The sequence below is a fragment of the Nocardia sp. NPDC046473 genome, from assembly GCF_040645995.1.
Classification (GTDB): domain Bacteria; phylum Actinomycetota; class Actinomycetes; order Mycobacteriales; family Mycobacteriaceae; genus Nocardia.
On sequence record NZ_JBEYZJ010000001.1, the window covers coordinates 991,448 to 1,012,785 of the forward strand.

The following is a 21,338-nucleotide window of genomic DNA, read 5'->3' on the forward strand; positions in this document are numbered from 1 at the left end:
ACGTCATTAGGCTTCCGTCATGCAAGAACGCCTCGTCGACCGCCACCCTGAGGTTCCGGCCGACCAGCTCGTCGCCCAGATGGTGCCCCCGCCGATGTTCGACGACGTCAGCTTCGCCTCCTACATTCCGGACCCCAAGGAGCCGAGCCAGGCGGCGGCGGTGCGCAAGGCCGAGGAGTTCGCCGGCGAGGTCGCCAAGATCCACCAGGCGGTGAACAAGAAGAGCCTGTTCGGCAAGAAGAAGCAGGTGTCCGGGGCGGGGCTGTACCTGGACGGCGGATTCGGTGTCGGCAAGACCCACCTGCTCGCCTCCATCTTCCACAGCGCGCCCGCGCCGAAGTCGTTCGGCACCTTCGGCGAGCTCACCAATCTTGTTGGCGCCCTTGGGTTCACCAATGCGGTGGAGCGGCTGTCGGCGAACAGCGTGCTGTGCATCGACGAGTTCGAGCTCGACGATCCGGGCGACACCATGCTGGTCTCGCGGCTGCTGACCGAGTTGTCCGCGAAGGGTGTTTCGATCGCGGCGACGTCCAACACGCTGCCGGGTCAGTTGGGCGAAGGTCGTTTCGCCGCACAGGATTTCCTGCGGGAGATCAAGAAGCTCGGCTCGATCTTCCAGCCCGTTCGGGTCGACGGTCCGGACTACCGGCACCGCGATCTGCCGCCCGCGCCGGAGCCGACCTCGTCGGCGTTGCTCACCGAACGGGCCGCTGCCACACCGGGTGCCACGCTCGACGACTTCGACGAGCTGCTGAAGCACCTGAGCACGCTGCACCCGTCCAAGTTCGGCGCGCTGATCGCCGGGGTGTCGGCGGTGTTCATCGCGAACGTGCACCCGGTCACCGATCAGGCCGTGGCGTTGCGCATCGTCGTGCTGGCCGACCGGCTCTACGACGCGAGCATTCCGGTCACGGTGTCCGGCGCCAAGCTGGATCAGATCTTCTCGCAGGAGATGCTCGACGGCGGGTACCGCAAGAAGTATCTGCGCGCGATTTCGCGGTTGCTCGCGCTGTCCCGGTTCGAGGTCACCGCGTAAACCCCCCTGGTTTGAACAACCGATGTTTCATTTGGTTTGCTGGGGTCTCGGGGGAACGATGATTGGAGCACTCGCATGACCCGCTCGCTTCGCACCCCGATCGCGCTGGCCGCCGGACTGGCCGTCGCCTTCGGGCCGGTGACCGGTGCCGCGCTCGCCGAGCCGCCCGCCGCGTCGGCCGTCGCGTTCGATCGTTCGCTGAACCTGCAGGGTGTGCAGAATGCACGCGATATCGGCGGATACCGGACCGCCACCGGCAAGACCGTCCGCACCGGCCTCGTCTACCGCACCGGTCAATTGAACAACGCCACCCCGGCCGACCTCGCCGAGCTGTCCGGCCGTCAGGTTCGCGTCGTCGACGACCTGCGCACCGTCTACGAACGCACGCTCGGCCCGGACAAGGTGCCCGCCGGCGCGACCGCGAACTGGGACGACGTGATCGGTCAAGCCCCGCCCGCCGTGCTGGCCAGCACCCTCACCGGCGGCGACAGCCTCTACCGCGCGTTCATCACCGCCCCCGGCGCCAACCAGGCCTTCGCCTCGGTGCTGCGCGACATCATCACCACCGACGGCTCGGTGCTGTTCCACTGCACCGCGGGCAAGGACCGCACCGGCTGGACCGCCGCCGTCCTGCTCACCGTCCTCGGCGTCGACCGCGACACCGTCAACCAGGACTACCTGCTGTCCAACCACTACCGCAACGCCGCCCCGAACGACACGATCAACGGCGTCCAACAGCCCTGGCTCGACGCCGCTTTCGACCAGGCGAACCAGACCTACGGCAGCTTCGACAACTACGTCCGCGACGGACTGAAGCTCACCGACGGTGACATCGCGGCGCTGAAGGCCAAGCTGCTCGGCTGAATTCGATGAGCAGTCAGCCAGCGCGTCGCTCATCGAGACCCTGGTCCAACTTGCTGCCTGCTTGTTTCCGCAGTCCGGCGGCGATCCGACCGTACAGCGCCCACGCGATGTAGTCCGGTGAGGCTGGATGGCCGTACTCGCAAAACAGTTCGTCATAGGCTATGTCGATTTCGTCGTCGCTGACGTCGTCCGCGAGGAAGCCGTCCATTGCCTGAAACTGCGGGCTGATGGCGAACCTGGATAGCTTCTCGAGGGAGAACCGGATCTGTTTCCGGTACTTCGCCGTCGGCCGGTGGACGAACGTGTGCGTCGACGGGAACGACCATCCGGGCGGTATGTCGGCGGATGCGTTCATCTGTGGTCTCCTGTCTTCCTTCAGCCGAGTCTGGGGACTGCTCAGCGTGCGTGAGTTCCTCAGTTTGCTGGCTAAACAGGCGAAATGCATCCACGGAGGCATCGATTGGAGCAACACTTGGATGTGTGGGAACCGGACTCGGCGACCGGCAAAACGCCATTATGCGGCGGCTGAAGCGAGAGAAAGATCGGTGCGACGAATTGCCCGATCTGTGGCATCCACTCGGTCCTGGGCGGCTGGGTCACGATGTCAGAGAGGGGATCGGCCGCGATCTTGCGCTGATACACAGCAGAAGTCCCCGGCAAGTTGTTGTCGCATTCAGGAGAGCGGCGACGACCTTGGCTGCGCGGCATCTCATCGAGAAAAGCACCCGTCAAGGGTGCGTGCTTGTTCGACGCGTTTTGACACTAGAAGACCGACGTAGGGCCGATGACCTCCGCGCCAGATACGACTTCCATTTCGAAGCCATGGTCCGTGCTCAAGAGACCGGCCAGTTCGATGATGCCTTTCGCGAACACGAACGCTGGGTCGAATGGTTCGAGACGAAGATGGATATCTATCAACCTCAGAGCAAGCGCGCTGGGTGATTCAGGTGATCGCTCTGCGTATCCACGATGATCAGGGCGGACAGTTACAGACCGTACGGTATCTAATCTTCCGCCGCTACGATCCGGTCATGACGAAGTTCAAGACGTGGGACGGCCTGGAACTCAACTATCGGGTGTGGGAGGGCGAGGGCGTTCCCGTCGTGTTGCAGCACGGCGTGGTCGCGGATACCAATGCGAACTGGATGAGCACGGGGGTGGTCGGTGCGCTGCAGGCGGCCGGGCGCACGGTGGTGTCGCTCGATGCGCGCGGGCACGGGCGCTCGGCGAAGCCGCACGATTCGGCGCGGTACTCGTGGGAGTTCATGGCCAAGGACGTGCGCGCGCTGTACGACGAGCTCGAGTTCGATCGTGTTGTGCAGGTGGGGTATTCGATGGGCGCGATCATCTCGCTGCTGGTCGCCGCCGCCGATGAGCGGGTCGAGCGGCTGGCCATCGGCGGGGTCGGTTCGGGGGTGCTCGATTGTGGCGGCGTCGATCGCCGGGTTGTCGAGTTGACCGATCTGCAGACCGCGATGGGTGACGACAACGAGGGCGCGCCGTCCACCGCGATGATGTTCCGGATTCTCGCGGACGCGGTGCATGCCGATCGGCATGCTATTCAGGCACTGGCGACCGGACTCGATTCGCGGCCGATCAACGGACTGGCCGACGTCACCGTGCCGACGCTGGTGCTCGCGGGCGACAACGATCCGTTCGCCGCCGAACCCGAACGCCTCGCCGACGCGCTGCCCAACGGCAAGCTCGATGTGGTGCCCGGTGATCATCTGATGGCCGTGATCGCGCCGGAGTTCCACAGCGCACTGGTTGATTTCGTGAAGTGAGTTAGAAGACCAACCGCATCACGAAGTCATCGTGCCGTTGATTGCCGACGGTGTTGGTCTTGGTGCCGACCGAGCGGAATCCGTGCTTTTCGTAGAACCGCCGAGCCCGCGCATTCTCCTGGCTGACACCGAGCCACACCCCGGCGAACTCGCCCTCCCTGGCCCGCTCCAGACACGCGTGCATCAGTGCCGTCGACACTCCGCTGCCGTGATGGCCCGGCACCACATACATCTTGTTGATCTCCACCACCGGCCGCAGGTCCACGGCCTCGGCCACCGCCGGATCCGCGGGCTCGCCCGCGATGAGCATCGCGTAGCCGACGATCTCGTCGCCCGCGACGGCCTTGAGCACGATCCTGGCCGGATCGCTCAGATACTCGCCGAACCGTTCCCCGGACAGCGCCTCGGTGATGAAGATGTCGATATCGTCGGCGGTCGCCTCGGGCGGGCAGGCGAGCGGAAAGGTCGCTGCCGCAACGTCACTGAGTTCTTCGGCGTCCCACAGGCCGGCCCGGTCGACGGTGACTGGGATGTTGCTCATGACTCCAGTAGAGCATGATCGCCGGGAGAGGTGGGATGTTTGTTCGTGTCAGGCCGCGCGTGGAACACTCGCGCCAACCCGACCAGCGCCGCCGCGAACGCCAACGGGATCACGAATCCGATCCGATGCCCGAAGCCCGCCGCGACCGCGCCGACCACCCCGCCACCCACCAAAGTGCCTGCGTAATTGAACAGATTCAGCCGTGCGATGAGCGCGTCCAGACCACGGCCGCTGGTCAACTGCCCGGCCTCGCTGAAGCACAGCGGCGCGATCACCGGCATGCCGACGCCCGCGATCAGGAAGCCGACGATCGCGACGATCGGCCCGGGCGCGGCGATCACGGTCGCCAATCCGACCACACCGATGGCCGCCGCCGTGCGCACCACGCGCCGCGGTCCGAACCGTCGCACGAACAGATCGCCGGTGAGCCGCGCGATCAGTGACGTGCCCTGGTAGGCGGCCAGCCCCAGGGCCGCGGTCGCCGAACTGGCGAGCAGGTCATCGGTCAGAAATAGCGCCGACCAGTTACCGACGGCCAAATCGATGGCAAACACCAACGCCATCGCTATGCCGAACATCCAGTACGCACGGAACGCGACCGGCGCGGGTTCGACGACCTCCTCGGCCGGACCGGCTTCGGCCTCCTGGGTGCCCAGCAGCCGCGATCCGAGCACCAACCCGACGACGAGCACGATGCCCGCCGCCCCGAGCAGCGACTCACGCAGCGTCACCGCCAGGGCCTCGCACCCCGACACGAACAGCGCGCCGGTGATCGACCCCGCACTCCACGCCGCATAGAACGACGACAGCACGGACTTCCCGTACCCGTGCTGAATGAACACCGCCTGCATGTTGGTGCTCGCGTCGACGATGCCGACCGCGATCCCGTAGCAGCTGAGCCCGATCAGCAGCACCGCCGTGTTCGGCGCGAACGCGACCGCGGTTCCGGTGATCGCGATGAGCAGCAGCCCGATCCGCACCGTCACCCGGCTCGACCAGCGCAGCGCCAACTGTTCCGCCGCCACGCTGCCGCCGCCGGCGAGCAGCGACACCAACACCACCGAGCCGACGATCAACCCGTCGGACAGCCCGAACTTGTCCTTCTGCTGCGGCAACTGGGTCAGCACCACGGCGAAGAAGAACCCCTGCAACCCGAATGCGAACGAGTTCGCGATCCGGGCGCCCCGCAGGATGGGCGCGATCGAACTCATCTGCGCAGGGTAGCGGGGTAACCGGGGTCGCGCGCGCCGAATCGAACTGCCCGCTCGCCGCGGATCCAGCAAACAGCCGCACCCCGCGACCGCCGGTATGCGGCGGCGATCGGCAACCGCGATCGGCCGGACGATGACGGCAACAACGCTGGTTGCGATTCGTGGCGCGTGTCACCATCGAACAGCCGCAACGACACTCGCGAAACGTGGAGGCCAGCGTAGATGAGACAGCTGCCAGCGGACTTCTTTCGTACGCCGTATGCCTTCTATCGGCAGCTGCGCGCGGAAGGCCCCGTGCACCAGATCGGCCTGCGCAACGGCGTGCGCGCCTGGCTGGTCGTCGACTACGACGCGGCCAAGGAGGTGCTGCGGCATCCCGATATTCGCAAGGACCCGCACTCGGAGACCGGCGCGCAGGCCAGGCAGGCCGCCGCGGGCCGCAGCGGGGTCACCGCGGCCAATCAGCGTTTGAGCTATCACCTGCTCAACGCCGATCCGCCGCGTCACTCGCGGCTGCGCAAACTGGTCACCCCCGCGTTCGCACCCGCCCGGATGGACGCGCTCGCGTCCCGGGTGGAGTCGATCGCCGACGAACTCCTCGACCGGATCGACCTCGCCGCAGGCCTGGTGGATCTGCTGGCGGAGTACGCCTTTCCGCTGCCCATCACGGTGATCTGTGAACTGCTCGGCGTGCCCGTCGAGGATCGCGAGCCGTTTCGCGAGTGGTCCGCCGCTGTCGTCGACACCCCGATGTCGACTCCCGAGGGAATGCGCGAGGCGACCGATGCCATCGTCGACTACTTCGACCGTCTGGTGGCGCTGCGCCGCGAACACGGTCTCGGCGACGACCTGATCTCGCACCTGCTCACCGTCACCGACGACGGCGACCGGCTCAGCCACGACGAACTGATCTCGATGGCGTTCCTGATCCTGGTCGCCGGGCATGAGACGACGGTCAACCTGATCGGCAACACCGTGCTCACCCTGCTGGCCGATCCGCCGCGCTACCGCGCGCTGCGCGATCGGCCCGACGCCGTCGCACCGCTGATCGAGGAGGTACTGCGGCACAACGGCCCGGTGAACGTCGCGACGCTGCGCTACACCATCGCCCCGATCGCCCTCGGCGCCACCGAAATCCCCGCGGGCGAACTCGTCATGGTGGCGCTCGCCTCCGCCAATCGTGACGAACGTCATTTCGCCGATCCCGCGGCCTTCGATCCGGACCGGGCGAGCAGTCACCTGGCCTTCGGCTACGGCATCCACTACCGCCTCGGCGCGGGCCTGGCCCGCATGGAAGCTCGTATCGCGCTGACCCGCCTGGTCACACGCTTCCCCGAGCTGCGCCTGGCCGTCGGCGACGAGGAACTGCGCTGGCGTGAGAGCATTCTCATCCGCGGCGTGCAGGATTTGCCGGTCGATCCGGCCGGTGCCCCGGTGGATCCGGCGCTACTGTGAATCGCCGATCAGGGCAACCGACTTTGCTGTGCGCCGTAAGCGACGTAATCTCCTGCGCATGACGAGCGGAAACCGCATCGCGATCGTTGGTGCGGGTATCGCAGGTCTTGCCTGCGCGAAAGTGCTGATCCAGAAGGGTTTTCCGGTCGAGATCTTCGACCGTGCGCCCGATGTCGGTGGCGTGTGGAGTGCGACCCGCAGGTACCCGGGGCTGCGAACCCAGAATTCCAAGAACACCTATCACTTCTCCGACTTCCCGATGCCCTCGGATTACCCGAAGGTGCTCGACGGCGAGCAGATGCAGGCGTATCTGGCCGCCTACGCCGACCACTTCGGCCTGCGCGAGCACCTGCGGCTCAGTACCGAGGTGGTCGCCGCGGATCCGGTGGACAGTGGCTGGCTGCTGGAGATCCGTGATCAGGGCGGTATACATCGGACCTCCTGCGATCACCTGGTCATCGCCAACGGGGTGTTCAGCGAGCCCGCGATCCCGGACTTCCGCGGTATCGAGCTGTTCCGTGCCGCCGGCGGCCAAATGGGTCACGTGTCGGAATTCCTGGATGTCGAGGCGGTGCGCGGTAAGTCCGTCGTTGTCGTCGGCTACGGCAAGTCGGCCTGCGACATCGCCGAGGCCGTGAGCGATGTGGCCGGTTCGACCACCGTGGTGGCGCGGCGGCTGCTGTGGAAGATGCCGCGCAAGATGGCGCGGGTGCTCGACTACGAGCGGCTGATGTTGACCCGCTTCGGCGAGGCGCACTTCCATCACCTGGAACCCGGTCGGATGGATCGCTACCTGGACGGCCCCGGCGTTTCGTTCCGGGTCGCGAATCTCGACCTGATCCAAGAGCTCGCCACCAAGCACATGAACCTGCGTGAGCTCGGTCTGCTGCCGGAGGGCCGGTTCGAGGAGATCGCCGAGAGCACGGTCAGCCTCGCCACCGAGAACTTCTACGAGCAGGTCGCGAACGGCCGGATCGTCGTGCAGCGCGACACCACCATCACCGAAATGCGTGGCGGTGGCGGCGAAGCGCCCGCGGTGCAGCTGTCCAACGGTCATCTCATCCCGGCCGACATCGTCGTCTGCGCCACCGGATTCCAGCAGCGGGTGCCGTTCCTGACCCCGTATGTGCAGCGCAGGCTCACCGACGAGCACGGCAACTTCCGCCTGCACCGGCAGATCCTGCCGCTCGACGTGCCGAATCTGACCTTCGCCGGCTACAACTCGTCGGTGATCAGCACCCTCAACGCCGAGGTAGGCGCGCACTGGACCGCCGCACTGCTGACCAACCAGCTCGACCTGCCGCCCCGTGACGTGCTCGGCGAACAGATCGACGCCCGGCTGCGCTGGATGGAGGAACGCACCCGTGGCCACCACGCGCACGGCACCGCGATCACGCCCTTCTCCATCCGCAACGTCGACGAGATGCTGGCCGATCTGAAGTTCCGGTTGCCGCTGCGAACCCGTGCGGCGCAATGGTTCCGCACGGTCCGGCCCGAGTCCTACCGCGGGCTGACCACCAGGCACGAGCCCGCGCCACCGGCCCACCCGGTCGAGCGCACCGAGGTGGCCGCGCCCGGCCCGAGTCTCGGTGCGCCACGGCCACCGGACCTCGGGGTGCCCAGGTCGCACGACCTGAGCACCGGTCTGCCGGGGGCAAACGACCCGAGCGCCGATGTGCCGAGGACGCACGACCTGAGCACGGGCGCGCCCACCGACCTGTTGCACGGTTCGCAAGGCAAGTAAGCGGATTCAGCCTGCGGGGAGGTAGGCGATTCCGTGCGCACCCTGGTCGCTCGACGTGTCGATCGCCAGGGTGGCCCGCACCGCGCATCGGTCGATATCGACCACGCTGACGGTGCCGGACATCAGATTGCTCACGAAACCCGTTGCGCCGTCCGGGGTCGCGCAGATGTTGAGCGGAGCCTTGCCGACCTCGGTGTGCCCGAGCGGCTCGTAGGTAGTGGCGTCGTAGATGGACAGCAGCCCGTCGTTGCCGCGCCACTGACCGACCAGCAGCTTGCCGGTGCTGGTGACATGCACCGCGCTCGGCGCATTCGCGGTCGGGAAGCTGTGCACCACCGTGTCGGTGCCGACATCGATCACCAGCATCGCGTACTCCGCCGCCGGATCCGGTGTCAGCGACAGCGCGGGCGTGGCAACGAACAACCGGGCACCGTCCGGCGACAGCGTGAGACCTTCGCTGCCCGACACCGCGATTCGGCGCGTCTCCCGTTCCCCGGCCGGGTCGAGCACCGAGACGAACGGTGCCGTTTTGTTGGTGGTGTACGCCTTCTTCCCATCGGGAGTGAGCACCACCCAATGCGGAACCGCCGCGTCCGCGCTGACGCGGTGCAGTGGGCGTCGAGTGCGCAGATCGATCGCCAGCAGCCCGCCGGGACCGGCCGGGCCCTCCTCGACGCTGGCGTAGAGCACCGCGCCGTCGATGTGCATCCCGTGTGGCGCGTGCTCCGGCGAAATGTCGAGCACGTCTACGATTTCGTGCGAATCGACATCGACGACGGTGATCTCGTGGCTCTCGGCCGCGTGCGCGAGCCAGACGCCCGATCGGTAGGTGTGGCTCGCGTACAGCAGCCGGGTGCGCGGATCGAAGCACAACTCGTGGCCCTCGGGAAGGACATCGAGCTGTGCCGTGCGGGTCTGCGTGGTGAGGTCGAAGAAGTTCAGCGTGCAGCCGCCCTGGCTGAGTACCGCGAGCTGAGCGCCCGGTTCGAGAGCAGTGGACATCAGTTGTGCGTCCTTCCGACAAGGATTGTGGTTCGGCAGGACGGCGCCGTCGAGATCCACGCTAAGACGCGCCGGGCATTATCACCAGTGCAATGTTGGTAATCAGTCATTGCGCTGGTGATAATCCTTGGATGGAGGCGCTGGACATGAATCTGCTGGTGGCACTGGATGCGCTGCTGGAAACGAACAGCGTTACCCGGGCGGCCGAACGGCTGCACACCTCGGCTCCGGCGATGAGCCGGACGCTGGCCAAGCTGCGCCGGGTGCTCGACGATCCGCTGCTGGTGCGGGCCGGTCGCCACCTGGTGCCGACGCCGCGCGCGCTGGAATTGCGCTACGAGGTCGGCACTTTGGTGGAGCAGGGGCGGGCACTGCTGATGCCGCAGGGTGCGATCGATCCCGGTGTGTTGAAGCGGAACTTCGCGGTGCAGGTGGGGGACATGGTGCTCACCGAGCTGGCCGCGCCGCTACTGGCCGCTGTGCGCGCGCAGGCACCGGGAGTGACGCTGCGGTTCCTACCCGACGCCCTGGAAGGCACTGCGGCACTGCGGGACGGCCGGGTCGATATCGAGGTGGGGGTGATCGATCATGCCGATCCGGAGACGATCGTGCGACGGGTGCTCGGCGATCGGATGATCGGGATCGCCGCCGCCGATCATCCGCTGGTCACCGAGCGTGTGACGGTCGCCCGGTTCGCGGCCGCTGCGCACCTGAGCATTTCGCGCAACGGTCACGCGCGCGGGCCGATCGACGACCGGTTGGCGTTGCACGGTCGCACCCGCCGGGTGGTCGCCACAGTGGCGAATCTGACCAGCGCGTTGTTCGCGGTGCACGGCAGCGATCTGATCTGCCATGGACCCGCGTTGCTGAGCCGGTCGGCGCTGCCCGCGCTCGGGTTGTGCGCGTTCGAGATTCCGCTGCCGCTGCCGGAGGTCGCGATCGGCATGGCCTGGCATCCGCGCAATACCGCCGACAGCGGGCATCGCTGGCTGCGCGAGCTGATCGAGACGATCCTGGCCCGGTCGGCCGAGGCTACTTAGGCGGACTGGACAACCGGTAGTCGCGCGGTGTTTCGGTGCTGCGTTCGGGCTGGTAGCTGTTCGAATTCAGGTCTGTCGCAGGCGGTCCGAAGACATCGGAGCGACCGAGCGGGGCGGCGGCCGTCTTCTTCAGCTCGTCCAGCATCGCCTGCAGCTTGTCGACGTGGGAGTTGTCGACCGGGATCAGGTCTTCGTCGGCGCGGTGCGCGCCGGTCAGCGCGGTGCCGTTCGTCTCCACCGCGGAGCCGTTCGTGCCACGGCTGTAGTCGCTGCTGTCCGGCGACGAGGGGACCATGCTCTCGTACGGGTTCTCGTGCGGGCTGGTGAAGTTCTGGTACGACGAGGTGGCCGGTTCGCGCGGCGCGGTGAAGCTCGACTGACGGACGGGCAGCGGTTCGCGCGGCGTCGGTGCGGTGAAGTTCGTCGACGGGGCCGGGCTCGGTTCGCGCGGAGTCGGGGCGGTGAAGTTCTGCGAGGGGGTCGGCTCGTACGCCGTCGGCGCGCTGAAACTGCGTTGCGGCACCGAGTTCGCCTCGTGCGCTGCGGAATCACGGCCCGAGGTCGTGTCGCGGGGGGAGCCCTCGTAGCGGCGCGAGACGCTTTCCCTGGTCGCGGTGGCGTTCTCGCGGGCCGCCGTGGTGTTGTCGCGGGCGGTCTGGGCGAGGTCGTGCGGGGTGCCGATGCTTTCCCGGGCAATCGGTTTGCTGGTCGCGGCGACGGATTCGCGTTGCGGCGGGACGCTCTGCTCGACCGTCGCGGAGTTACGGCGGGACGCGGCGCGGGGTAGGGGACGCTCGGCGCGTTCACTCTCCGGCGCGGGCGCGGCAGGCGACGGGCCACTGCCGGCCTCGACCTTCTCCAGTCGACCGTCGATGCCCGAAATGTCCTGCCCAGCACGGAAAGCCCACGCCTCGAGCTTGGCCAGCCGCGCCTCGACGCTGCGGTCAGCGGGCACCACGCTGGCGACGTCGACCCCGTCGACACCGTCGACCCGGGCCGCCACGGCGTCCAGTTTGTCGCTGACCTCACGGAGAACCGCCGCGATGCTCGACAGCATCGCGCCGATCGACTCGCCGGTCTCTTGACCGTGCTCCATCCAGTAACCCACTTCCCCGTATCGGCCCAGCTCGCACTCGGCTGGACGATTCTATCCGCCCGGCTATCTGATCGAAGCAGCGTAGGCGGGCCGTCCCACACCGGTGCAGGCGGAGGTCGGCGCGATCCGGTTTGTCCGGAACAGATCTACTTACCTTCGGCAACCAGCCGAGGCGCACCCCGACGTAGCCTAAGCGTTTTCTCGCTCCGGTGGCAGACCGAAGAGCGTGCGACAGCGCACATGGGCGTGTGGCGTGGCGAAGTCGCAGGATGGCGGTTACTGTCAATCCACCGACATATGCGTGTCGTTGTGGCCGCCTGCTGCGGCGAAATTCCTTGTGCCACAGCCGACACCAGGCGTTTCACCGGAAATCTGTCAGTGTGGCGCACCCGGGCGCGGGTAAAGGGGACTGGCGAGGTCGGCGAGTCTGACGCACTCTTGATCTATGGCGTAGGTCGCCAGACCTGCGGTGGTTTGGGCAGGGGAGTGGTCGCGTGAGAACGAAGCAGCGGGCGGAGATCGCCTGCGGTCGCCAGGCGATGCTCGCCGAGTTGGGTATAGCGGACGGTGCGGGCCGGGCCCGCAAGCTGTCCGGCGGATACGGCTGTAAGTGTCCGGAATGTGACGCCGCGCAATGGGATATGCGGCGATTGAAATACTGGGTGTGCGGCAGGCTGCTGGCGTACGGCGCCGACGTGGCCGAGGTGGATCGACGGGTGGATGGGCTGCCCGTGGACATCTACTGGCGCAAGGGCGAGCGCGAGTTCGTCATCGAGGTGCGCAGCGGTGCGCTGGAACGCGCTCTCGCGCAGGAACATACGGATCGGTTACGGGCGGCGGGCATCGAAGACGTGCTGTGGCTGTGCCCGCCCGGCTACTGGGTCGACCATCTGCACGCGCTCGGCGTCGCCGATTTCGCCCCGCCCGCATGCGATTACCAGACGGTGACCGGTGTGCTGGACACCGTGCACAGCGCGGTCGCCGCGCCGCGCAGGCAGCCACTCGAGCTGCGCGACTTCATCGACGGCTGGGTCAGCGGCGACATCGTCTGGGGATATCGTGATGTGACGACAGGAGGTTGGGCCACCGTGGCCGACTGGGAGCACCACACGAAAACGCAGGCGATGATCATCGCCCGGCAGCGTCAGGAGCTGGTCAACCAGCGCACCACGCTCGCCCTGTCCCGGAAAACCGTGCGCGACAAGCAGAAACACCTGATGAAGCTGACCACCCGGCTGGAGCGGGCCGAGCAGGAGGCGCAGGAGCGGGCCGATTCACTCGCGCAGGCGCGCCGCAAACTCGACGACCACCACCGCCTGGATACTTCGTTGCGCAACACCATCAAGCATCTGCAGCAGACCATCAATCACTGGCAGCTGGTGACCTGCTGCGCGATGATGCTGATCGTCACGTTCCTTGCGGGCGCGATGGTGGTGCGCTGAGCCGGAACGGGCCACGGTCCCAACGCCATTCGTTGCGCAGCACCAGCGCGATGAAATCGAGCAGCTCCAGGCCGGTCTCGTCGCGGACCTGCCGGATCGCCGACCACGGTGCCGGTCCGTGTTCGACCAGCTCGGTCAGCCGCGCCGCGCTGTTCGCGTCGACCTTGCGGGCGAGCAGATCGGGGAGGCCGAGCAGACTGCCGGTCCAGACGAGCCAGCCCCAGCCCTTGCCGTGCGCGTAGGCGCGGCCCGCGGCGGACTTCGTTCGATTGACGTGGAAGGCAACGTGTCCGAGCGGTTGCACATCGATCAGCACGATCCGGCCGTCGGTGAGCCGGGCGGCGATGCTCGGGTAGGCGAGGTGCTCGGTGCCGTTCAGCTCGAAGCCGACGGCGGCCGGTTGTTCCTGGAATGAGTCGACGAGGTCGCTTGCGTTGAGGATCCACAGCAGCCGCGCCGCCAACCCGGAGTCGAACGGCACGTCGCGCCCGACCTTGTCCAGGTAGAAGTGTCCGCGTCCGTCGTCGTCGCTGTCGACGGTGCGGGCGGAGGTCACCGGCAGCGCATCGGGGGTGCCCAGCCCTGGCCAATCCACTTGCCCCAGCCACGGATTCAGCTGACTCGTCGCGCGCGGTTCCGCGTCGCGTAGTTTGGCCAGCCGGCGGTTGGTCTTCCTCTGCCAGGCCGCGATCCGTTGCGTGACGAAGCCCGCGACCCGCTTGGCGTCCTCGGCGGCGTGCCCGGCCAGTCGCAACTTCAAGTAGGACAACTCGTTTGCCGCGATATCGGTGTCGGTGGCGTAGGTCTCCACCAGCAACGTGCGGACCAACTGCTGGTCGCGGGCGCCGATCGGATAGCGCTCAGCGAATACACGTGCCGCGCGATGGCCGCTCAGTTGGGCGTTGCGGATCAGCTGGCCGACGGCCTTGGTGTGCAGCTGCCGGATCCGGTCGCGGGACAGGTCGTAGCGCGCGCCGATCTTGGCCAGCGTCTCGGGTTGCTCACCGGTGACGCCGAGCCGATAGGACAGCAGCTCGCCGTCCTTGGCCTTGCGGTCCGCCTGCAGCGCGATCAACTCGGCGAGCAGCTCGTTGACTTCCTCGAGCTCGAACGAAATATCGTCCTGCAGATCGAGTAGCTCGGGGTCCGTCCCGTCCGCCGCCTCGACCTCCCCGCTGACCGTCACGCTGCGACCCCCTGGCTCGGTGTGCTGTGCCGCTCAGCCTAATGCCGACCACCGACATTTCCGGCGTACCGACCTGAGCAAGGGATCGCCTCGTGTCAGACTCCCAGCTGCTCGCCGTCAGTGACGACCGGCGACCCTGTCTTCTGCTAGTCGGTGGACAGTGTCACTGACAGCCCCGAGCCCTCGGCTTCGCTGCGGGCCGCCGCCAGCAGGGAATCGAGCAGGCCGGGGAAGCGGGCATCGAGGTCGTCGCGGCGCAGCGACTGTAGGGTCTCGCGGCCGGATACCCGCTGCCAGATGAGGCCCGCGTCGCGCAGCACCCGGTAGTGGTGGGTCAGGTTCGACTTGGGCACGCCGTCCACGATCGAACCGCAGGTGTGCTCGCACCCATCGGCCAGTACTCGAACGATGGACAACCGCAGCGGATTTCCGACAGCGGAGAGCACGTTCGCCAACTGGATCTGCGCCCGCTCGGGATGTGCCGTCATCACGCGATCCAGGATAGCTCCATTGTTGACAAACAGTTGAACTGTACGTAAGTCTTTGAACAGTTCAACTGTCTTGAAAGGTCGCCCCGATGCGCGCTAGCAGTTCCCGATTCGACGACAAGATCGCCCTCATCACCGGCGGCACCAGCGGCATGGGATTGGCGACCGCGCGTCGCCTGCTCGACGAGGGTGCGCGGGTGGTCATCACGGGTCGCGACAAAGGTCGGCTCGACGCCGCGGTAAAGGAGTTGGACGCGGAGGACCGGGTGCTCGCGGTTGCCGGTGACGCTGCGAATCTCGCCGATCTCGACGCGCTGGCGGCCGCGATCGCCGACCGGTTCGGGCGGCTGGACGTCGTGTTCGCGAACGCGGGCATCGGTGCGTTCCAGCAGGTCACCGACGTCAGCGAGGACGAGTTCTATCGGGTTATCGATATCAACTTCAAAGCGGCGTTCTTCACCATCCAGAAGACTCTGCCGCTACTGGTCGACCATGGTGCGATCGTGATCAACGCATCCTTCGCGCTGCATCGAGGCAGCCCCGGTGCCGCCCTCTACTCGGCGAGCAAGGCGGCCGTGCAGAATCTGGCACGCACGTTGGCGGCTGAGTTGGCGCCCAGGCGAATTCGGGTCAACTCGGTGAGCCCCGGTTACACGGCGACCCCGGCGTTCGAGGCTGAGGCTTCGGACGAAGTGCGGGAGGCTGTCGTTGCCACGGTGGCCGCCGGACGCGTCGGCATGTCCGAGGAGGTTGCTGCGGCGGTGGCCTTCCTCGCCTCCGACGAGGGCGCCTACATCAACGGACAAGACCTGCTCATCGATGGTGGTCTGGTCTCCGCCACCCCTGCGGCCATGATCTAGGGCCGAATTCCGAACTGTCATCGGCACATTCGCCCCTGCCTTCGATCTGCCTGATCGTCGGCGGGGGCGTTCGGCTTATCGGGGCTGATGGAGCCTCCTGGGCCAGGCTTGCGCCCATTTGGTTGATGCGTCATGTGCCGCGACTTTCGCCAGTTCGGCGGATTTCCCTCGTTTGGTGTCTGGCGCGCCCGTGGGGCGTCTGGTAATGACTCCAGAATAGGGGGGATCGACTTGATGGGTTCTGAAGGATCTGTGATGACTCTGGCTGTGTTTAATGGACATCTCTGGACCGTCTATGGCTATGATGGAAAAGTAACTAGCGGCGAACCCTTCGGCGCGTAGCGCGCAGCACGCGCGAGGACCCGTACTTCTCAGCACCGTCACCCCTGGGCCTTTCCGTGTGCGTTGGACGCTGCGTCGGAGATCAGCAAGAGGGAGGGCTACCGACCAGTGGCTGCCACAAACTCCAGATCCAGCGGCTCGAGCAGGAAGCAGGGGGACGACTACGACGCCTCGTCTGTCACGGTGCTGGAGGGCCTCGATGCGGTCCGCAAGCGTCCCAGCATGTACATCGGTTCCACCAGCGAGCGCGGGCTGCACCACCTGGTCCGGGAGATCGTCGACAACTCCGTCGACGAGGCGATGGCCGGATACGCCACGCGGATCAACGTCACGCTGCTGGCCGACGGCGGCGTCGAAGTGGCCGACGACGGTCGCGGAATCCCCGTCGAAATGCACGAGAAAGGTGTGCCGACAGTAGAAGTCGTGATGACCCAACTGCACGCCGGCGGCAAGTTCGACTCCAACACCTACGCGGTGGCCGGTGGCCTGCACGGCGTGGGACTGTCGGTGGTGAACGCGTTGTCGACCCGCGTCGAGCTGGAGATCGATCGCGACGGCTACCACTGGATGCAGAACTATCTGCGCGCCAAGCCGGAGGAGCTGGTGCGCGGTGCGCCGACCAAGCGAACCGGCAACACGACGCGGTTCTGGCCGGATCCGGAAATCTTCGAGACCGTCACGTTCAACTTCGACACCGTCGCGCGTCGCATGCAGGAGATGGCGTTCCTGAACAAGGGGCTGACCATCGTCCTGATCGATGAGCGGGTCGCCGAGGAGATCGACGCGGGGGAGATCGCCGAGGCGCCCAAACAGGCCGAGGATGTCGCGCTGGTCGAGCAGACGAAGACGCGCACGTACTACTACCCGGGCGGGCTGGAAGACTTTGTCCGCCACCTGAACCGGACCAAACAGCCGATCCACAGCTCGGTCGTCTCGTTCACCGGCACGGGTCCAGGCCACCAGCTAGAGGTCGCGATGCAGTGGAACTCGGGCTACTCCGAGTCGGTGCACAGCTTCGCCAACACCATCAACACCCACGAGGGCGGCACCCACGAAGAGGGCTTCCGCGCGGCACTCACCACCGTGGTCAACAAGTACGCCAAAGACAAGAAACTACTCAAGGAGAAGGACAACAACCTCACCGGTGACGACATCCGCGAGGGCCTCACCGCGATCGTCAGCGTGCGCGTCGCCGAACCGCAGTTCGAGGCGCAGACCAAGATCAAACTCGGCAACACCGAGGTCAGATCGTTCGTTCAGCGCACCTGCAACGAGCACCTGACGCATTGGTTCGAAGCCAACCCCGCCGACGCCAAAACCATTGTCACCAAGGCTGTCTCGTCCGCCCAAGCGCGCACCGCCGCCCGCAAGGCCCGCGAACTCGTCCGCCGCAAGAGCGCCAACGACCTAGGTGGTTTGCCGGGCAAGCTGGCCGACTGCCGGTCCAAGGATCCGCGGAAATCCGAGATCTACATCGTGGAGGGCGACTCCGCCGGTGGCTCGGCCAAGTCCGGGCGCGACTCGATGTACCAGGCGATCCTGCCGTTACGCGGAAAGATCATCAACGTCGAGAAGGCGCGCATCGACCGGGTATTGAAGAACAACGAAGTCCAAGCGATCATCACCGCGTTCGGCACCGGCATCCACGACGAGTTCGATATCGCCAAGCTGCGCTATCACAAGATCGTGCTGATGGCCGACGCCGACGTCGACGGCCAGCACATCGCGACGCTGCTGTTGACGCTGCTGTTCCGCTTCATGCGCCCCCTCATCGAACAAGGCCACGTCTACCTGGCCCAGCCGCCGCTGTACAAGCTCAAATGGCAGCGCAGCGATCCGGAGTTCGCCTACTCCGACCGCGAACGCGACGCCCTGCTCGCCGAGGGGCTGGCCGCAGGCAAGAAGATCAACCGCGACGACGGCGTCCAGCGCTACAAGGGCCTCGGCGAAATGAACCCCAAAGAACTCTGGGAGACCACCATGGACCCCTCCGTCCGCGTGCTGCGCCAAGTAACGCTGGACGACGCCGCAGCGGCCGACGAACTCTTCAGCATTTTGATGGGCGAAGACGTCGAGGCCCGCCGCACCTTCATCACCCACAACGCCAAAGACGTTCGCTTCCTGGACTTCTAGCGCGTCAACCGCAGCAGAACGGATCGTCGCAGGGCTGCCCGACTTCACTCCCGTAGGCCACGAAACCCCCGATGGGCGCCAATATTTCCTCGGCGATGCCGGACTCCAACGTCGGAGCGGACCGATCCAGCGGCTGTCCCCAAGCCGACGGAACATCATCGATATCGAAGCGCACCGCACCGTCGACGAACAACGTCCACAGCGCATGATCGGGAAAGCTGTTCATCCGCAACACCCACCACCGACCATCGACGAGCGCGGCAACCAGGAAGTGCGAATTCCCGGTCCATCGCCACTCGGGTCGTGCATCCAGCTCGGGCGGTGCCATTGCTCCATTCTCTCTCTCTCTCCCCCCCCGGCCGCGGGAACCGAAACCGCCGGCACGGCATCACAATTCCCGCGGCCACGCCGATCAGCTATCCGGCCGAACCCGTCCGTGGCGTGTTATCGACCACCGCACCGCGGTAATCGATCCAAAGGACGTCTTCCGAAACATTCCCGGGCTCCCCGCAAAAAACAGAGATCGTCACCGTCGCGTGCGGCCGAACCCGCTGCTTCACCGGCACCTGCCCCGTGATCCGCCGCTCCGACCAATCCGTGCACGAGGCAACCCCCTCAACCCGATACGTGTCATCAGTGTCATTCCGACACACAAACCCCTCGCACGAAACTCCGGGTGCCAACTCCTGCGCAGCAGCCTGCGGCGCCAACACCCCCACCGCACCCGCGAACAAGGCAGCAACGCCCAGGCCGAAGCCCAACTTGTGACGCATGTACAACTCTCCGATCAAGTGGCCCGACCCACCAGCCAACCTACGGACCACCCCCACTTCGGAGATCAGTTCCCGATCACCACCAGATCAGCTGAAACCCATGTCCTCGCAACGCCATCGACCCACCTCGGACGGGGCAGAGGGGGCGCCTGAGCGGCTTGTGAGGGGCATCACGGAGCGCGATCGACGTCGGCGGTATCCGATGTGAGGTCTGCGACGATCTGTTCGAGCCCTCGGGCTCCTAGCCGGTCAGTTCACAGATAGTCCGCAAAACAAGAAAGGCCCCCTCGAAAGGGGGCCTGACCTGGTATTACGGTGGTGCGCGATACTGGGATTGAACCAGTGACCTCTTCCGTGTCAGGGAAGCGCTCTCCCGCTGAGCTAATCGCGCGAGGTGGAGACGGGAATCGAACCCGTGTGCACGGCTTTGCAGGCCGTTGCCTCACCACTCGGCCACTCCACCGTGCGAAGGGGGACGGCTAAACTTATTGCCTGGCCCTACCTCTTCGAGCGGATGACGGGATTCGAACCCGCGACCCTCACCTTGGCAAGGTGATGCGCTACCACTGCGCTACATCCGCATTCTGCATCTCGGTGGCCGATGTGGCCTCCGTGGTGCGAGACAGAACATTAGCGGACGCCCGGTGAAAGCTACAAATCCGCTGGTAGAACGGGGGAAATCGGCGAGGTTGCCAGTGTGGCGGAGGTGGCCGGTGTGGTTGGGGAGGATTCAGCGCCCCGATCGATGGGTCCGGCAGGCCGCGCACCCTGCCGTCGAGACGGACCGCCGCCCAGCACGTTCCGCCCCTGTCCGGGTGGCGATTTGGTGAACCGCCGGTGCCGCATGCTAATGTTCCATCTCGTTCGGAAGGCGTTCCCCGCCCTCCGGCCCGCCACCATGTGGCACGAGTTCAGGTCCCATAGCTCAGCGGGAGAGCGTCCGCCTCACACGCGGAAGGTCGCTGGTTCGAAACCAGCTGGGACCACAGTAAAATAGCAGGTGATCGCCGGTTTCGGTGATCACCTGCTATTTTTGTGCCTATTACGTGCCATATGGCGATGCGGGACACCCGGGGTGGTCGGCTAGCCGGGGGAGTCGGGCGCGCAACGTCAGCGTCGCCAACTACCGCACTGGGCGCATGGCTTGGTCGATGTCTTCGACAGCGATACGAATCTGCCCCCGGAACCGATGGGCGTGCAGTTCGCCGGCGGCAATCATCCTGCGGATCGTGTCCTTGCTGACACTGGCGCGGTCGGCTGCGTCGCCGATCGACACGTATCGGCCTGGGGTTGCGGTGGGTTCGTGTCTACGCATGTTGATCGCCTCCGGCTTCATATCTTCGCGGCTGTCAGCTATGGCACATGCCCAGCGTGACCTTCCATCGTTGGACTCTCGAATCCGGTTCGGACTTCGGCATCTCCGAGCGTCGTGGGTTGCCCAGTTTTCAGGTTGTCGGCGAGTGGTGCTGGTGGAGTGTGGTCGTGAGATTGCGGCCGCCAGAACGACGCAGAACTCGGCCTCGGCGGCGACAGTCGGGCTGGTCAATCTGGTGTCGAACATTAGTTCGATTCACGATATCCTGAGGGTGTTTCGTGTGCTGACGAATGATGAGGGTGCCCCTCAGGGAGGGTGGTACTCCGGCACTGCGAAAGACTGCAGGGGCAATCGTTGTTGCGAGGGGTCCGACGCGGGAGACCTCCTGCTCGCTGATCGCTTGGGCTACGTCTCGATCGGCCACGCCGCGCACGAGGCCCACCCTTACCGGCAGCGAGCGGCCGCTCATTTCTAGGCACCCAATCTCCGCGACAATCTTGCCCAGAGGGATTGATGAGCCGTTTGGCAGTAACGTCAGATCGGTACGTGCTACTGAGTAACCGATCGGAAAGCCGCGATCTGAGAAGCGAACAGGCAGGTCAAGAAGTCTGCTTACCGCACACCACGGGGATGATCCCCGGGCTCGCTCCAGAGGCCCCAGTATCCCCAAGTGCTCCCTGCGCGCGCGGATGATCAGCCGTGGATAGAAGGCTGATCCGCTGCATGCTGAACGCGAGGATGCTCGCCCCGGAGATCAGGATCGCCGGGCTGGGCGTCCAGATCGAACTCGTTAGACCGCGGAAGCTCTTGGTGTCAGCGTTAGGCCACCGTCCAGACGGTGGATGCTCGGATGAAATGCGTTTACTACGAACATGATCTGATCACGGTCGGAGGACCTGGCTCCTCGAGGTGGCTTGGTCAAGTGGTCGATGTCGTCCAAAGCGATGATGGTTGTAAAACACGTGCTGTCGCTTCCGTGCGGGCGCTCCCGCCTCGGCGATCGGCGCATGGATGGTCTCGGTGCCG

At 65.9% G+C, this 21,338-nt stretch carries 19 protein-coding genes and 4 tRNA genes; 11 read left to right on the top strand and 12 right to left on the bottom strand.

Annotation, left to right across the window (positions count from 1 at the left end):
- The first annotated feature begins 19 nt into the window (after positions 1-19).
- The gene (gene zapE, locus ABZ942_RS04775) at positions 20-1,036 is read left to right on the top strand and encodes a cell division protein ZapE (RefSeq protein ID WP_357379054.1); all 1,017 of its coding nucleotides are present in this window, start codon (positions 20-22) and stop codon (positions 1,034-1,036) included.
- A 75-nt stretch (positions 1,037-1,111) separates the two neighbouring features.
- Positions 1,112-1,900 (top strand): tyrosine-protein phosphatase, encoded by a 789-nt coding sequence (locus tag ABZ942_RS04780; protein ID WP_357379056.1) that lies wholly within the window; start codon positions 1,112-1,114, stop codon positions 1,898-1,900.
- 13 nt (positions 1,901-1,913) lie between these two features.
- On the opposite strand, the gene ABZ942_RS04785 is transcribed toward ABZ942_RS04780, so the two are convergent.
- Complete coding sequence (locus tag ABZ942_RS04785) at positions 1,914-2,255, bottom strand: hypothetical protein (RefSeq protein WP_357379058.1); 342 nt, start codon at positions 2,253-2,255, stop codon at positions 1,914-1,916.
- Positions 2,256-2,380: 125 nt separating this feature from the next.
- Between ABZ942_RS04785 and ABZ942_RS04790 the strand changes: the two genes are divergently transcribed.
- On the top strand, positions 2,381-2,842 hold the full coding sequence (locus tag ABZ942_RS04790) for a hypothetical protein (protein WP_357379060.1): 462 nt from the start codon (positions 2,381-2,383) through the stop codon (positions 2,840-2,842).
- A gap of 89 nt (positions 2,843-2,931) precedes the next feature.
- Positions 2,932-3,684, top strand: a complete 753-nt coding sequence (locus ABZ942_RS04795) for an alpha/beta hydrolase (RefSeq protein WP_357379062.1) — start codon at positions 2,932-2,934, stop codon at positions 3,682-3,684.
- A 1-nt stretch (position 3,685) separates the two neighbouring features.
- On the opposite strand, the gene ABZ942_RS04800 is transcribed toward ABZ942_RS04795, so the two are convergent.
- Positions 3,686-4,225 carry a GNAT family N-acetyltransferase gene (locus ABZ942_RS04800; protein WP_357379064.1) on the bottom strand — a complete coding sequence of 180 codons (540 nt, stop codon included), beginning with the start codon at positions 4,223-4,225 and terminating at the stop codon, positions 3,686-3,688.
- Entirely contained in the window at positions 4,222-5,436 is a 1,215-nt protein-coding gene (locus ABZ942_RS04805) for an MFS transporter (protein ID WP_357379066.1), read from the bottom strand. Before ABZ942_RS04805 ends, ABZ942_RS04800 begins: the two co-directional genes overlap by 4 nt.
- 222 nt (positions 5,437-5,658) lie before the next feature.
- Between ABZ942_RS04805 and ABZ942_RS04810 the strand changes: the two genes are divergently transcribed.
- Both ABZ942_RS04810 and ABZ942_RS04815 read left to right on the top strand, forming a co-directional pair.
- A complete protein-coding gene (locus ABZ942_RS04810; protein ID WP_357379068.1) occupies positions 5,659-6,891 on the top strand; it encodes a cytochrome P450 in 1,233 nt (410 codons plus the stop codon).
- A gap of 58 nt (positions 6,892-6,949) precedes the next feature.
- Positions 6,950-8,635 carry an NAD(P)/FAD-dependent oxidoreductase gene (locus tag ABZ942_RS04815; RefSeq protein WP_357379070.1) on the top strand — a complete coding sequence of 562 codons (1,686 nt, stop codon included), beginning with the start codon at positions 6,950-6,952 and terminating at the stop codon, positions 8,633-8,635.
- Between the two features lie 6 nt (positions 8,636-8,641).
- Here ABZ942_RS04815 and ABZ942_RS04820 read toward each other — a convergent pair whose 3' ends face one another.
- On the bottom strand, positions 8,642-9,637 hold the full coding sequence (locus ABZ942_RS04820; RefSeq protein WP_357379072.1) for a YncE family protein: 996 nt from the start codon (positions 9,635-9,637) through the stop codon (positions 8,642-8,644).
- 131 nt (positions 9,638-9,768) lie between these two features.
- Between ABZ942_RS04820 and ABZ942_RS04825 the strand changes: the two genes are divergently transcribed.
- The gene (locus ABZ942_RS04825; RefSeq protein WP_357379074.1) at positions 9,769-10,677 is read left to right on the top strand and encodes a LysR family transcriptional regulator; all 909 of its coding nucleotides are present in this window, start codon (positions 9,769-9,771) and stop codon (positions 10,675-10,677) included.
- On the opposite strand, the gene ABZ942_RS04830 is transcribed toward ABZ942_RS04825, so the two are convergent.
- Complete coding sequence (locus tag ABZ942_RS04830) at positions 10,670-11,773, bottom strand: hypothetical protein (protein WP_357379076.1); 1,104 nt, start codon at positions 11,771-11,773, stop codon at positions 10,670-10,672. The genes ABZ942_RS04825 and ABZ942_RS04830 overlap by 8 nt on opposite strands.
- 494 nt (positions 11,774-12,267) lie before the next feature.
- Here ABZ942_RS04830 and ABZ942_RS04835 point away from each other — a divergent pair, with 494 nt between their 5' ends.
- Complete coding sequence (locus ABZ942_RS04835) at positions 12,268-13,215, top strand: hypothetical protein (protein ID WP_357379078.1); 948 nt, start codon at positions 12,268-12,270, stop codon at positions 13,213-13,215.
- On the opposite strand, the gene ABZ942_RS04840 is transcribed toward ABZ942_RS04835, so the two are convergent.
- Together ABZ942_RS04840 and ABZ942_RS04845 are read right to left on the bottom strand one after the other, a co-directional pair.
- The gene (locus ABZ942_RS04840; protein WP_357379080.1) at positions 13,181-14,401 is read right to left on the bottom strand and encodes a sigma factor-like helix-turn-helix DNA-binding protein; all 1,221 of its coding nucleotides are present in this window, start codon (positions 14,399-14,401) and stop codon (positions 13,181-13,183) included. The two genes, ABZ942_RS04835 and ABZ942_RS04840, sit on opposite strands and share 35 nt — an antisense overlap.
- Positions 14,402-14,547: 146 nt before the next feature.
- A complete protein-coding gene (locus ABZ942_RS04845; RefSeq protein WP_357379394.1) occupies positions 14,548-14,889 on the bottom strand; it encodes a helix-turn-helix transcriptional regulator in 342 nt (113 codons plus the stop codon).
- Positions 14,890-14,978: 89 nt separating this feature from the next.
- On the opposite strand from ABZ942_RS04845, the gene ABZ942_RS04850 reads away from it, so the two are divergent.
- Positions 14,979-15,749 (top strand): glucose 1-dehydrogenase, encoded by a 771-nt coding sequence (locus ABZ942_RS04850; RefSeq protein ID WP_357379082.1) that lies wholly within the window; start codon positions 14,979-14,981, stop codon positions 15,747-15,749.
- 450 nt (positions 15,750-16,199) lie between these two features.
- Positions 16,200-18,224, top strand: a complete 2,025-nt coding sequence (gene gyrB / locus ABZ942_RS04855; protein WP_357379083.1) for a DNA topoisomerase (ATP-hydrolyzing) subunit B — start codon at positions 16,200-16,202, stop codon at positions 18,222-18,224.
- Positions 18,225-18,228: 4 nt separating this feature from the next.
- Here the strand turns inward: gyrB and ABZ942_RS04860 are convergent, their stop codons facing one another.
- The 4 genes from ABZ942_RS04860 to ABZ942_RS04875 form a co-directional block, all read right to left on the bottom strand.
- Positions 18,229-18,552 (bottom strand): hypothetical protein, encoded by a 324-nt coding sequence (locus ABZ942_RS04860; RefSeq protein WP_357379085.1) that lies wholly within the window; start codon positions 18,550-18,552, stop codon positions 18,229-18,231.
- 761 nt (positions 18,553-19,313) lie between these two features.
- Positions 19,314-19,388, bottom strand: a tRNA-Val gene (locus tag ABZ942_RS04865).
- 1 nt (position 19,389) lies between these two features.
- Positions 19,390-19,460, bottom strand: a tRNA-Cys gene (locus tag ABZ942_RS04870).
- 46 nt (positions 19,461-19,506) lie between these two features.
- Positions 19,507-19,578, bottom strand: a tRNA-Gly gene (locus ABZ942_RS04875).
- 333 nt (positions 19,579-19,911) lie between these two features.
- On the opposite strand from ABZ942_RS04875, the gene ABZ942_RS04880 reads away from it, so the two are divergent.
- A tRNA-Val gene (locus ABZ942_RS04880) sits at positions 19,912-19,983 on the top strand.
- 137 nt (positions 19,984-20,120) lie between these two features.
- On the opposite strand, the gene ABZ942_RS04885 is transcribed toward ABZ942_RS04880, so the two are convergent.
- Positions 20,121-20,333: a helix-turn-helix domain-containing protein gene (locus ABZ942_RS04885; RefSeq protein ID WP_357379087.1), complete on the bottom strand. Its 213-nt coding sequence runs from the start codon at positions 20,331-20,333 to the stop codon at positions 20,121-20,123.
- Positions 20,334-21,338: the final 1,005 nt, after the last annotated feature.

What these genes read in the sequence shown, in the direction of transcription:
- ABZ942_RS04800 (WP_357379064.1), bottom strand. Translation starts at nt 4,225, where the DNA reads ATGAGCAACATCCCAGTCACCGTCGACCGGGCCGGCCTGTGGGACGCC.
- ABZ942_RS04825 (WP_357379074.1), top strand. Translation starts at nt 9,769, where the DNA reads ATGGAGGCGCTGGACATGAATCTGCTGGTGGCACTGGATGCGCTGCTG.
- ABZ942_RS04780 (WP_357379056.1), top strand. Translation starts at nt 1,112, where the DNA reads ATGACCCGCTCGCTTCGCACCCCGATCGCGCTGGCCGCCGGACTGGCC.
- ABZ942_RS04815 (WP_357379070.1), top strand. Translation starts at nt 6,950, where the DNA reads ATGACGAGCGGAAACCGCATCGCGATCGTTGGTGCGGGTATCGCAGGT.
- ABZ942_RS04830 (WP_357379076.1), bottom strand. Translation starts at nt 11,773, where the DNA reads ATGGAGCACGGTCAAGAGACCGGCGAGTCGATCGGCGCGATGCTGTCG.
- zapE (WP_357379054.1), top strand. Translation starts at nt 20, where the DNA reads ATGCAAGAACGCCTCGTCGACCGCCACCCTGAGGTTCCGGCCGACCAG.
- ABZ942_RS04845 (WP_357379394.1), bottom strand. Translation starts at nt 14,889, where the DNA reads ATGACGGCACATCCCGAGCGGGCGCAGATCCAGTTGGCGAACGTGCTC.
- ABZ942_RS04850 (WP_357379082.1), top strand. Translation starts at nt 14,979, where the DNA reads ATGCGCGCTAGCAGTTCCCGATTCGACGACAAGATCGCCCTCATCACC.
- ABZ942_RS04785 (WP_357379058.1), bottom strand. Translation starts at nt 2,255, where the DNA reads ATGAACGCATCCGCCGACATACCGCCCGGATGGTCGTTCCCGTCGACG.
- ABZ942_RS04795 (WP_357379062.1), top strand. Translation starts at nt 2,932, where the DNA reads ATGACGAAGTTCAAGACGTGGGACGGCCTGGAACTCAACTATCGGGTG.
- ABZ942_RS04810 (WP_357379068.1), top strand. Translation starts at nt 5,659, where the DNA reads ATGAGACAGCTGCCAGCGGACTTCTTTCGTACGCCGTATGCCTTCTAT.
- ABZ942_RS04820 (WP_357379072.1), bottom strand. Translation starts at nt 9,637, where the DNA reads ATGTCCACTGCTCTCGAACCGGGCGCTCAGCTCGCGGTACTCAGCCAG.
- ABZ942_RS04860 (WP_357379085.1), bottom strand. Translation starts at nt 18,552, where the DNA reads ATGGCACCGCCCGAGCTGGATGCACGACCCGAGTGGCGATGGACCGGG.
- ABZ942_RS04885 (WP_357379087.1), bottom strand. Translation starts at nt 20,333, where the DNA reads ATGAAGCCGGAGGCGATCAACATGCGTAGACACGAACCCACCGCAACC.
- ABZ942_RS04805 (WP_357379066.1), bottom strand. Translation starts at nt 5,436, where the DNA reads ATGAGTTCGATCGCGCCCATCCTGCGGGGCGCCCGGATCGCGAACTCG.